We start from the raw sequence: 12,319 nt of genomic DNA on the forward strand, positions 1-12,319 counted from the left end.
CTTGCCGGCGATAGGGCCGATACAGCCACCCCCGAATTAGCCAGAAAGAATCCATAACAAGTTCAAGAAAGGAGAAACACCATGGCCGAAGCAAAAGTACTCAGTGGCGCAGGCCTGCGCGGCCAGGTGGCCGGCCAGACCGCGTTGTCGACCGTGGGCCAGGCCGGTGCCGGGCTGACCTACCGTGGTTACGACGTGCGTGACCTGGCCGCTGGTGCCGAGTTTGAAGAGGTCGCCTACCTGCTGCTGTACGGCGAGCTGCCGAGCAAAGCCGAACTGGCCGACTACAAGCGCAAGCTCAAGGGCCTGCGTGACCTGCCGCAAGCCCTGAAGGAAGTGCTCGAGCGCATCCCGCGTGACGCCCACCCGATGGACGTGATGCGCACAGGTTGCTCGGTGCTGGGTACCCTGGAGCCCGAACTGACCTTCGAGGCCCAGCGTGACAAGACTGACCGCCTGCTGGCGCTGTTCCCGGCGGTGATGTGCTACTGGTACCGCTTCACCCACGACGGCGTGCGTATCGACTGCACCAGCGACGAAGACACCCTCGGTGGCCACTTCCTGCACCTGCTGCACGGCAAGAAGCCGAGCGAGCTGCACGTCAAGGTCATGAACGTGTCGCTGATCCTCTACGCCGAGCACGAGTTCAACGCCTCGACCTTCACCGCCCGCGTCTGTGCCTCGACTCTCTCCGACCTGTACTCCTGCGTAACCGCTGCCATCGGTTCGCTGCGCGGCCCGCTGCATGGCGGTGCCAACGAGGCGGCGATGGAGCTGATCGAGCGCTTCCAGAACCCGCAGGAAGCCACTGCCGAGCTGCTGCGCATGCTCGAGCGCAAGGACAAGATCATGGGCTTTGGCCATGCCATCTACAAAGAGTCCGACCCGCGCAACGAGGTGATCAAGGGCTGGTCGAAACAGCTCGCCGACGAAGTGGGTGACAAGGTGCTGTACCCGGTTTCCGAAGCCATCGACAAGACCATGTGGGAGCAGAAGCGCCTGTTCCCCAACGCCGACTTCTACCATGCCTCGGCGTACCACTTCATGGGCATCCCGACCAAGCTGTTCACCCCGATCTTCGTCTGCTCGCGCCTGACCGGCTGGGCGGCGCACGTCTTCGAACAGCGCGCCAACAACCGCATCATCCGCCCGAGCGCCGAGTATGTCGGTGTCGAGCAGCGCCAGTTCGTGCCGATCGAACAGCGCTGACAGGCCGTACCTGTGGGGGCCTGTTCCGGCCTCATCGCCGGCAAGCCGGCTCCCACAGGTATTGCACTGCTCCTGAGGCTGGTGCAGTCCCTGTGGGAGCCGGCTTGCCGGCGATGAGGCCGGAACAGCTGACACAGGGCTGCAACTAGAAAGCTATCCACGACCGTACCGTGACCGAGCCTGATAACGATATGAACACTGCATTCCGCAAGCACCTGCCAGGCACCGACCTGGACTACTTCGATGCCCGCGCGGCGGTCGAGGCCATCAAGCCCGGCGCCTACGATGGTCTGCCTTACACCTCTCGCGTACTCGCCGAGAACCTGGTGCGCCGCTGCGACCCGGCTACCCTCGACGCCTCGCTGGGCCAGCTGATCGAGCGCAAGCGCGACCTCGACTTCCCGTGGTTCCCGGCCCGCGTGGTGTGCCACGACATTCTCGGCCAGACTGCACTGGTCGACCTCGCCGGCCTGCGTGACGCCATTGCCGACAAAGGCGGCGACCCGGCCCAGGTCAACCCTGTGGTGCCGGTGCAGCTGATCGTCGACCACTCGCTAGCCGTCGAGTGCGGTGGTTTCGACCCGCAGGCCTTCGAAAAGAACCGCGCCATCGAAGACCGCCGCAACGAAGACCGCTTCCATTTCATCAACTGGACCAAGAAGGCGTTCAAGAACGTCGACGTGATCCAGCCGGGCAACGGCATCATGCACCAGATCAACCTGGAGAAGATGTCGCCGGTGATTCACAACGACCGTGGCGTGGCCTACCCGGATACCTGCGTCGGCACCGACAGCCACACCCCGCATGTCGACGCCCTGGGCGTGATCGCCATCGGCGTGGGTGGCCTGGAGGCCGAGAACGTGATGCTCGGCCGTGCCTCGTGGATGCGCCTGCCGGAAATCGTCGGCGTCGAGCTGACCGGCAAGCTGGCGCCGAACATCACCGCCACCGACCTGGTGCTGGCCCTGACCGAATTCCTGCGCAAGCAGAAAGTCGTCGGCGCCTACCTGGAGTTCCACGGCGAGGGTGCACGTGCCCTGACCCTGGGCGACCGCGCCACCATTTCCAACATGGCCCCGGAATATGGCGCCACTGCGGCGATGTTCGCCATCGACCAGCAGACCATCGACTACCTGCGCCTGACCGGTCGCGAAGAGCAACAGGTCAAGCTGGTGGAAACCTATGCCAAGGCCACCGGCCTGTGGGCCGACAGCCTGGGCGGTGCAGTCTACGAGCGCACGCTGAGCTTCGACCTGTCGAGCGTGGTGCGCAACATGGCCGGCCCGTCCAACCCGCATGCCCGCGTCGCCACCAGCGACCTAGCGGCCAAAGGCATCGCCGGCAGCTGGGAAGAAGTGCCAGGGCAGATGCCAGATGGCGCGGTGATCATTGCTGCCATCACCAGCTGCACCAACACCAGCAACCCGCGCAACGTGATTGCCGCAGGCCTGCTGGCGCGCAATGCCAACAAACTGGGGCTGGCCCGCAAGCCGTGGGTCAAGTCGTCGTTGGCGCCTGGTTCCAAGGCCGTGCAGCTGTACCTGGAAGAAGCCGGGCTGGAGAAGGAGCTTGAGCAGCTCGGCTTTGGCATCGTCGCCTTCGCCTGTACCACCTGCAACGGCATGTCCGGTGCCCTGGACCCGGTGATCCAGCAAGAGATCATCGACCGTGACCTGTACGCCACTGCCGTGCTGTCGGGTAACCGCAACTTCGACGGGCGCATCCATCCGTATGCCAAGCAGGCCTTCCTCGCTTCGCCGCCACTGGTGGTGGCATACGCCATCGCCGGTACCATTCGCTTCGACATCGAAAAGGATGTACTGGGCGTGGTCGATGGCAAGGAAATCCGCCTCAAGGATATCTGGCCCAGCGACGAAGAAATCGACGCGGTGGTACGTGCTGCGGTCAAGCCGGAGCAGTTCCGCAAGGTGTACATCCCGATGTTCGCCATCGAGGAAGACCGTGGGCCGAAGGTGGCGCCGTTGTATGACTGGCGCCCGATGAGCACCTACATCCGCCGCCCACCGTACTGGGAGGGTGCCTTGGCCGGTGAACGGACCCTGCGCGGCATGCGCCCGCTGGCAGTGCTGCCGGACAACATCACCACCGACCACCTGTCGCCGTCCAACGCCATCATGCTCGACAGCGCTGCCGGCGAGTACCTGGCGAAGATGGGCCTGCCGGAGGAGGACTTCAACTCTTACGCTACCCACCGTGGCGACCACCTGACCGCCCAGCGCGCCACCTTTGCCAACCCCAAGCTGTTCAACGAAATGGTGCGCAAGGAAGACGGCAGCGTGAAGCAGGGCTCGCTGGCGCGTATCGAGCCGGAAGGCAAGGTCACCCGCATGTGGGAGGCGATCGAGACCTACATGGAGCGCAAGCAGCCGCTGATCATCGTCGCCGGTGCCGACTACGGCCAGGGTTCGTCCCGTGACTGGGCGGCCAAGGGTGTGCGCCTGGCCGGTGTCGAGGCGATCGTCGCCGAAGGCTTCGAGCGTATTCACCGTACCAACCTGGTGGGCATGGGCGTGCTGCCGCTGGAGTTCAAGCCGGGCACCGACCGCAAGACCCTCGGGCTGGATGGCAGCGAGACCTATGACGTGCTGGGCGCGCGTACGCCGCGGGCGACGCTGACCCTGGTGGTTACCCGCGCCAACGGCGAGCGTCTGGAGGTACCGGTGACCTGCCGCCTGGACACCGCCGAGGAAGTGTCGATCTACGAGGCTGGCGGGGTGCTGCAGCGCTTCGCTCAGGACTTCCTCGAAGCGACCGCCTAATTGCAGGGGGCCGCTTTGCGGCCCATCGCGACACAAGGCCGCTCCTACAAGAGTTACCAAGTCCCTGTAGGAGCGGCCTTGTGTCGCGATGGGCTGCAAAGCAGCCCCAGAGGCCATATGCATCTCAGACAGGACAGCACATCCATGGCTCATGTACCGCAAGTAAAAATCCCCGCCACCTACATCCGTGGCGGCACCAGCAAAGGCGTGTTCTTCCGCCTGCAAGACCTGCCCGAGCAGGCGCAGATCCCCGGCCCGGCCCGCGACGCACTGCTGCTGCGGGTGATCGGCAGCCCCGACCCTTACGGCAAGCAGATCGACGGCATGGGCGGTGCCACTTCGAGCACCAGCAAGACCGTGATTCTGTCGCAGAGCATCAAGCCTGAGCACGACGTCGACTATCTGTTCGGCCAGGTCAGCATCGACAAGGCCTTCGTCGACTGGAGCGGTAACTGCGGCAACCTCTCCGCCGCGGTCGGTTCGTTCGCCATCAGCAGCGGCCTGGTCGACCCGGCGCGCATTCCGCGCAATGGCATCGCCACCGTGCGCATCTGGCAGGCCAACATCGGCAAGACCATCATCGCCCATGTGCCGATCACCGAAGGTGAAGTGCAGGAAACCGGCGACTTCGAGTTGGACGGGGTGACCTTCCCGGCCGCCGAGGTGCAGCTGGAATTCCTCGATCCGGCGGCCGACGAAGATGGCGACGGCGGGGCGATGTTCCCCACCGGCAACCTGGTCGATGACCTCGAGGTGCCGGGTGTCGGTACGTTCAAGGCGACCCTGATCAATGCCGGCATCCCGACCATCTTCGTCAATGCGGCGGATATCGGCTACACCGGCACCGAACTGCAGGACGCTATCAACGGCGATCCGCAGGCACTGCTGCGCTTCGAGACGATTCGCGCCCATGGCGCCGTGCGCATGGGCCTGATCGACAACGTCGACCAGGCTGCCGGGCGTCAGCACACGCCGAAAGTGGCTTTCGTCGCGCCGCCGAGCACCTACACTGCGTCCAGTGGCAAAGCGGTGCAGGCAGGTGATATCGACCTGCTGGTACGGGCCTTGTCGATGGGCAAGCTGCACCATGCAATGATGGGGACGGCCGCGGTGGCCATCGGTACCGCGGCGGCCATTCCGGGCACGCTGGTCAACCTCGCCGCAGGCGGGGGCGAGCGCAGCGCCGTGCGTTTCGGCCACCCCTCGGGCACCCTGCGGGTGGGGGCCGAGGCGCGCCAGGTGAATGGTGAATGGACAGTGACCAAGGCAATCATGAGCCGCAGTGCTCGCGTGCTGATGGAGGGCTGGGTTCGCGTGCCTGGCGATAGCTTCTAACGCACCACTGGCGCTCGGCTTTAGTTCGTTGGGGCCGCTTTGCGCCCCTTCGCGGGCAAGCCCGCTCCTACACGGTTAGCGCGGTACCTGTAGGAGCGGCCTTGTGTCGCGAAGGGCTGCAAAGCAGCCCCGGCAATTCTGAAGGGAGCTGGATATGAGCGCCAACGTAGACCTCAACGCCCGCCCGGACTACGACCGGGTGCTGCAAACCCTCGCCGATTACGCCCTTACGTACCGGGTCGAATCCGCCGAAGCCCTGGACACCGCGCGCAACTGCCTGATGGATACCCTCGGCTGCGGCCTGCTGGCCCTGCGCTTCCCCGAATGCACCAAGTTGCTAGGCCCCCAGGTTGAAGGCACCGTGGTGCCCAACGGCGCCCGCGTGCCCGGCACCGCCTACCGCCTCGACCCGGTCAAGGCTGCCTGGGACATCGGCTGCACGGTGCGCTGGCTGGACTACAACGATACCTGGCTGGCCGCCGAATGGGCCCACCCCTCGGATAACCTCGGCGGCATCCTGGCCGTTGCCGATCACCTGTCGCAGAAGCACGTGGCCGCAGGTGAGGCACCGCTGCTGATGCGCGATGTGCTCGAAGCCATGGTCATGGCTCACGAGATTCAGGGCGTGATGGCGCTGGAAAACGCCTTCAACCGCGTTGGCCTCGACCATGTGATTCTGGTCAAGGTAGCCTCCACCGCCGTGTGCGCCAGGCTGATGGGGGCCAACCGTGAGCAGATGCTGAGCGCCTTGTCCCACGCGTTCGTCGATGGCCAGGCGCTGCGTACCTACCGCCATGCGCCCAACGCTGGTTCGCGCAAATCGTGGGCCGCCGGGGATGCTTCCAGCCGTGGCGTGCGCTTGGCCGACATTGCCCTGCGTGGCGAGATGGGCGTGCCTGGCGTGCTCACCGCGCCGCAGTGGGGCTTCTACGATGTGCTGTTCAGCCACACCAACAAGGACCTGGCGCTCAAGCCGTCCGAGCAGCAAGAGCTGCGCCTGCCGCAAGCCCTGGGTAGCTACGTGATGGAAAACGTGCTGTTCAAGGTCAGTTTCCCTGCCGAGTTCCACGCCCAGACCGCCTGTGAGGCTGCGGTAACATTGCATCCGCTGGTACGTAACCGCCTGCACGAGATCGACCGTATCGTCATTACCACTCAGGAGTCGGCGATCCGCATCATTTCCAAGAGCGGCTCGCTGGCCAATGCCGCCGACCGCGACCACTGTCTGCAGTACATGGTGGCAGTGCCACTGATTTTCGGGCATCTGGTGGCCGAGCATTACGAAGACGCCTTCCATGCCAACCATCCAAGCATCGACCGCCTGCGCGAGAAGATGGAGGTGGTTGAAGACCCGCGCTTCAGCCGTGAGTACCTGGAGCCGGACAAGCGCTCGATCGCCAATGCGCTGCAAGTGTTCTTCAAGGATGGCAGCAGTACCGAGCAGGTGGTGGTGGAGTACCCGATCGGGCATCGCCGGCGGCGAGGGGAGGGCATACCGTTGCTGGAGGCCAAGTTCAGGGACAACCTGGCGACGCGCTTTGCGCGGCAGCGGTGTGGGGAGATCGTGGATGTGTGCAAAGACCAGCAGAAGCTGGAGCAGATGGCGGTGCACAGGTTTGTGGATTTGTTTGTGATCTGAATCGGCCTCTTCGCGGGCTTGCCCGCTCCCACAGGCACAACGCAGACTTGATGGCAGCGGTGTACCTGTGGGAGCGGGCAAGCCCGCGAAGAGGCCGGTAAAGCCGACACAACCCCCACAAAAAAGCCCCGGCATTTCTGCCGGGGCTTTCCTTTACATCTTACAACTCAGCTTACGCCTGAACTACCGGGATCTTGGCGTTGGCTGCCGCTTCGCGGAACTCGGCGATCTGGTCGAAGCTCAGGTAGCGGTAAACGTCGGCAGCCATGCTGTCGATGTCCTTCGCGTACTGCATGTACTCTTCGACGGTCGGCAGCTTGCCGATGATCGAAGCGACAGCGGCCAGCTCGGCCGATGCCAGGTACACGTTGGTGGCGTCGCCCAGACGGTTCGGGAAGTTACGGGTCGAGGTGGAGACCACGGTCGAACCGGTCTGCACACGTGCCTGGTTACCCATGCACAGCGAGCAGCCTGGCATTTCCATGCGCGCGCCAGCCTTGCCGTAGATGCCGTAGTAGCCTTCTTCGGTCAGCTGGTGAGCGTCCATCTTGGTTGGCGGAGCCAGCCACAGACGGGTCGGGATACCGCCCTTGACCTTGTCCAGCAGCTTGCCGGCAGCGCGGAAGTGGCCGATGTTGGTCATGCACGAGCCGATGAACACTTCGTCGATCTTCTCGCCCTGTACCGAAGACAGCAGGCGGGCATCGTCCGGGTCGTTCGGTGCACAGAGCACAGGCTCTTTCACTTCGGCCAGGTCGATTTCGATGATCTCGGCGTATTCGGCATCGGCGTCGGCCGACAGCAGCTCAGGCTTGGCCAGCCAGGCTTCCATGGCCTGGGCGCGGCGCTCCAGGGTGCGGGCATCGCCGTAGCCTTCGCCGATCATCCAGCGCAGCAGGGTGATGTTGGACTGCAGGTACTCGGCGATGGCCTTTTCTGGCAGCTTGATGGTGCAACCGGCAGCGGAACGCTCGGCCGAGGCGTCGGACAGCTCGAAGGCTTGCTCGACGGTCAGATCGTTCAGGCCTTCGATCTCGAGGATGCGGCCGGAGAAGATGTTCTTCTTGCCCTTCTTCTCGACGGTCAGCAGGCCCTTCTGGATGGCGTAGTAAGGGATGGCGTGGACCAGGTCACGCAGGGTGATGCCTGGCTGCAGTTTGCCCTTGAAACGCACCAGCACGGATTCTGGCATGTCCAGCGGCATGACACCGGTGGCGGCGGCGAAGGCCACCAGGCCGGAACCGGCCGGGAACGAGATGCCGATCGGGAAGCGGGTGTGCGAGTCGCCACCGGTACCCACGGTGTCAGGCATCAGCATGCGGTTCAGCCAGCTGTGGATGATGCCGTCGCCCGGGCGCAGCGACACGCCGCCACGGGTGCGGATGAAGTCTGGCAGGGTGTGGTGGGTGGTGACGTCGATCGGCTTCGGATAGGCCGCGGTGTGGCAGAACGACTGCATCACCAGGTCAGCGGAGAAGCCCAGGCACGCCAGGTCCTTCAGCTCGTCGCGGGTCATCGGGCCAGTGGTGTCCTGGGAACCGACGGTGGTCATCTTCGGCTCGCAGTAGGCACCTGGGCGCACGCCCTGGCCTTCCGGCAGGCCACAGGCACGGCCGACCATTTTCTGTGCCAGGGTGAAGCCCTTGCCCGAATCGGCAGGCTGCTCCGGCTTCTTGAACAGGTCGGAGGCGCCCAGGCCCAGTTCGGCACGGGCCTTCTCGGTCAGGCCACGGCCGACGATCAGCGGGATACGGCCGCCAGCGCGGACTTCATCCAGCAGCACTTCGGTTTTCAGCTCGAAGGTGGTGACCAGTTCGTCGCTGCCGTTACGGCGCACTTCGCCCTTGAACGGGTAAACGTCGATGACGTCGCCCATGGCCAGGTTGGTGCAGTCGAATTCGATCGGCAGGGCGCCGGCGTCTTCCATGGTGTTGTAGAAGATCGGGGCGATCTTGGTACCGAAGCAGAAGCCACCGGCGCGCTTGTTCGGTACGTACGGGATGTCGTCGCCGAAGAACCACAGCACCGAGTTGGTGGCGGATTTGCGCGAAGAACCGGTACCGACCACGTCACCGACGTAGGCAACCGGGTAACCCTTGGCCTTGACCGCTTCGATCTGGGCCAGCGGGCCGACCGAACCAGGCTGCTGCGGCTCGATGCCGTCGCGGGCCATCTTCAGCATGGCCAGTGCGTGCAGCGGGATGTCAGGGCGCGACCAGGCGTCCGGGGCAGGGGACAGGTCGTCGGTGTTGGTTTCGCCAGGCACCTTGAACACGGTCAGGGTGTACTTGTCGGCGATGGCCGGACGCGAGGTGAACCACTCGCCGGCAGCCCAGGATTCCAGCACGGCCTTGGCGTGAACGTTGCCGGCCTTGGCTTTTTCGGCCACGTCATGGAAGGCATCGAACATCAGCAGGGTGTGCTTGAGCTGTTCGGCCGCGACGGCGCCCAGTTCGGCGTCATCCAGCAGTGCGACCAGCGTTTCGATGTTGTAGCCGCCCTGCATGGTGCCCAGCAGTTCGGTGGCGTGCTTGCGGTCGATCAGAGGCGACTTGGCTTCGCCTTTGGCGACGGCGGAGAGGAAAGCGGCCTTGACATAGGCAGCTTCGTCGACCCCTGGCGGTACGCGGTGGGTGATCAGGTCTACGAGGAAGGCTTCTTCGCCGGCCGGCGGGTTTTTCAGCAGCTCGACCAGGCCTGCAGTTTGTTCGGCGTTCAGCGGCTGGGGCACGATACCCAGGGCGGCACGCTCTTCGATGTGTTTGCGGTAGGCTTCAAGCACAGTTATTTCCCTCATCAGTGGTCCCTAAAGGGGGTCCGGGACGCTCATCCAGCATTCAATGCACCCATGCGCTGCCACGGCTTTGTGGGCCGCCCAGCCAGAGTCGCAAAGAATCCTTACAGAAGCTGCTTTCAAAGTTTTACGCCTGCAGAACGGGGAGCTGATGAGGGCTGGCACGGGCATGCGAGGGATGCATGGCCCGGGCCAACGCCGTTCTACCGGATGAACTGTGCTCGTGACGCTTTGAAAACAGCTTCCAACGGACATTGTTGCCTTTGAAAAGGCGGGATGATTCTACGGCAAAAAAAGCCCGAAGGTAAGGCGGCGAAGATGACTTTAACGAGTGACCCTGGTTAGACAAAGGGCTAACATGGGTTCGTGTTCCATCGCCAAGCTGTTGTTTTTCATGTCCAACAAGTCCATCAAGACCCCTTGTGTCGGCCTGTGCTCCACGGTTTACGGAGACACGGTTTGCCGTGGCTGCAAGCGGTTTCACCACGAAGTGATCAGCTGGAACGGCTACGACGATGCGCAGAAGCGCGCCGTGTGGCTGCGCCTGGAGCAGCTGCTGGTGCAGGTGATGATGGCCAAGCTGGAGGTGTTCGACAAAGGCCTGCTGCGCCAGCAACTGGAGCAGCGTTCCATCCGCTTTGTCGAGCAGCAGTCGGAATATTGCTGGGCGTACCAGCTGATTGCCCGCGGGGCGCGGATGATCCGTGACCTGGAAGCCTATGGCATGGTGCTGTTGCCGGAATTTCGCGACTGGGAGCTGCCGCAGTTGCGCGACGCCATCGACCGCGAGTTCTTCCTGCTGTCCGAGGCGCATTACCAGCGCTACATCGCCCCCGGTTTCCTGCGCGATGCCTTGGAGGCGGGGCAGGGCTGAAGCTTTGTTGGTGAAGCTGCCAGCCTCTTCGCGGGCACGCCCGCTCCCACAGGTGTATCACAGACCTCGAGAACGGTGGGCATCCTGTGGGAGCGGGCATGCCCGCGAATGGGCTGGTGCGTTTACCAAATCAGTCGCCGGTATATTCGCAACCGCTGGTGCAGGTTTCGTGGATGCGCACCTTCGACAGTTCCGGCAGCAGCGGCTTGACCTGGTCCCAGATCCACTTGGCGATCACTTCGCTGGTAGGGTTTTCCAGGCCCGGGATGTCGTTCAGGTAGTTGTGGTCCAGTTGCTCGTAGATCGGCTTGAAGACCGCCTTGATCTCGGCGAAGTCGCGGATCCAGCCGGTGTGCGGGTCGAGCGGGCCGGTCAGGTGCAGGCCGACCTTGAACGAGTGGCCGTGCAGGCGACCGCATTTGTGCCCGGCAGGGACGTGCGGCAGGCGGTGGGCCGACTCGAATGTAAATTCTTTAAAAATTTCCACGCTGTCATAACTCTGTGTGAATCAAGAATGCGCGCAGTCTACCAGCATGGCCGCTACAAGGCTTGCAGGCGTTCATGCAACCGCCCGGTGGCAATCAGCTCCAGCAGCTCGTCGCCCAGCCGCTGGCTCTCGGCAATGGCCTTGTACCAGTAGCGCTTGCGGCCAGGCGCATCGCCCATGAAACGCTTGAAGTCATTGCGGTCGGGCAGCTTGCCGTAGGGCAGGGCCGCCAGGTACTGCGGCGAGGGCGTCATCAGCAGCACGTTCTGCAGGCGCGTGGCATCGCCCTTGCGCCAGGGCAGGGCCTTGTCGAACCAGCCGGGTACGACCTTGTCGGTGAAGTGCGGGTACAGCACCAGGTCGTCGCCGCGGTAGGGCAGGTCGAGGTGGTAGTCGAGCAGGCCGCCGTCGCGGTAGGTGCCTGCACCTGCGCCAGGGATGTCTTTCACGCCTTCCATGACCATGGGGATGGAGCCCGAGGCAAGCAGGGCATGGCGCAGGTTGGCCAGGTCCAGCGGCAGGCAGCGCGAGGGGAAGTCGGTCAGTGCGTCGAGCGGCGGCGTGGCGCGGCCGTCGTGCAGGATGATGCGCTCGAAGTGCCGTGCCAGGCGCGAGCGGCCGAGCAGGTTGCTGGCGATCACCGAACCCAGGCCCAGGCCCAGGCGGCCCCGATGGTCGTGGGCGAGCTGGCCATGGCTCTTCACCACCAGGATGTTCAGGCGATAGTGCGGGTTGGCCAGCAGCTGGCTGTCGCGGCCTTGCAGCAGGTCATCGAGCATGTGTTGGCAGCTGCGGCTGATTTCGGCCGGGGTGACGCCCTTGGCGAAATCCTGCTCGGTGTACAGTTCGCCCAGGCGACGGATGCCTGCTACCGGGTCGTCGAGGCAGGCACTGGCAAAGCGCCAGGCGCCGATCGAGGCGCCGATCAGCGCACGTTGGCGTGGTGCCGACGGCAGCCACTCACCGAACAGCGCCAGGTCCAGGCCCTGGATGCCCAGCGGCTTCGGCCCGCCAGCCGCACCCGGCAGCACACCGACATCGGCCGCCTGCAGGCCGCGCTCGCGGACCTGCCGCAGGGCACGTTGGCCGGCCTTGAAGGTGAGGGCGGGGTATTTCATGTGAATGGCGCTCATGGCGGGTCTCTTGGGCGGCAGGCGAGTCATTGTAAAGGGTTCAAGGCATGCACAGGTATTTGTGCCAT

General features: G+C 64.1%; 8 protein-coding genes. 5 read left to right on the forward strand and 3 right to left on the reverse strand.

Annotation, left to right across the window (positions count from 1 at the left end; all coding sequences use genetic code 11):
• Positions 1–81 precede the first annotated feature (81 nt).
• From prpC to prpD, 4 genes are all read left to right on the forward strand, one after another.
• Positions 82–1,209, forward strand: a complete 1,128-nt coding sequence (prpC, locus tag AC2T3R_RS09175) for a bifunctional 2-methylcitrate synthase/citrate synthase (protein WP_075044544.1) — start codon at positions 82–84, stop codon at positions 1,207–1,209.
• Positions 1,210–1,400: 191 nt separating this feature from the next.
• Positions 1,401–3,989, forward strand: coding sequence for a Fe/S-dependent 2-methylisocitrate dehydratase AcnD (gene acnD, locus AC2T3R_RS09180; protein WP_015269715.1), 2,589 nt, complete (start codon positions 1,401–1,403; stop codon positions 3,987–3,989).
• Between the two features lie 144 nt (positions 3,990–4,133).
• Entirely contained in the window at positions 4,134–5,324 is a 1,191-nt protein-coding gene (gene prpF / locus AC2T3R_RS09185; protein WP_054572632.1) for a 2-methylaconitate cis-trans isomerase PrpF, read from the forward strand.
• A 154-nt stretch (positions 5,325–5,478) separates the two neighbouring features.
• A complete protein-coding gene (gene prpD / locus AC2T3R_RS09190) occupies positions 5,479–6,963 on the forward strand; it encodes a 2-methylcitrate dehydratase (protein ID WP_410952171.1) in 1,485 nt (494 codons plus the stop codon).
• 172 nt (positions 6,964–7,135) lie between these two features.
• Here prpD and acnB read toward each other — a convergent pair whose 3' ends face one another.
• Positions 7,136–9,745 carry a bifunctional aconitate hydratase 2/2-methylisocitrate dehydratase gene (gene acnB / locus AC2T3R_RS09195; RefSeq protein WP_486745269.1) on the reverse strand — a complete coding sequence of 870 codons (2,610 nt, stop codon included), beginning with the start codon at positions 9,743–9,745 and terminating at the stop codon, positions 7,136–7,138.
• A 406-nt stretch (positions 9,746–10,151) separates the two neighbouring features.
• Between acnB and AC2T3R_RS09200 the strand changes: the two genes are divergently transcribed.
• Positions 10,152–10,631, forward strand: coding sequence for a DUF1289 domain-containing protein (locus tag AC2T3R_RS09200; RefSeq protein ID WP_015269719.1), 480 nt, complete (start codon positions 10,152–10,154; stop codon positions 10,629–10,631).
• Positions 10,632–10,761: 130 nt separating this feature from the next.
• Here the strand turns inward: AC2T3R_RS09200 and queD are convergent, their stop codons facing one another.
• Together queD and AC2T3R_RS09210 are read right to left on the reverse strand one after the other, a co-directional pair.
• Complete coding sequence (gene queD / locus AC2T3R_RS09205; protein WP_015269720.1) at positions 10,762–11,118, reverse strand: 6-carboxytetrahydropterin synthase QueD; 357 nt, start codon at positions 11,116–11,118, stop codon at positions 10,762–10,764.
• A 53-nt stretch (positions 11,119–11,171) separates the two neighbouring features.
• Positions 11,172–12,251 (reverse strand): patatin-like phospholipase domain-containing protein, encoded by a 1,080-nt coding sequence (locus AC2T3R_RS09210; protein WP_410952170.1) that lies wholly within the window; start codon positions 12,249–12,251, stop codon positions 11,172–11,174.
• Positions 12,252–12,319: the final 68 nt, after the last annotated feature.

The organism is Pseudomonas sp. PVC-5-1 (assembly GCF_057444345.1).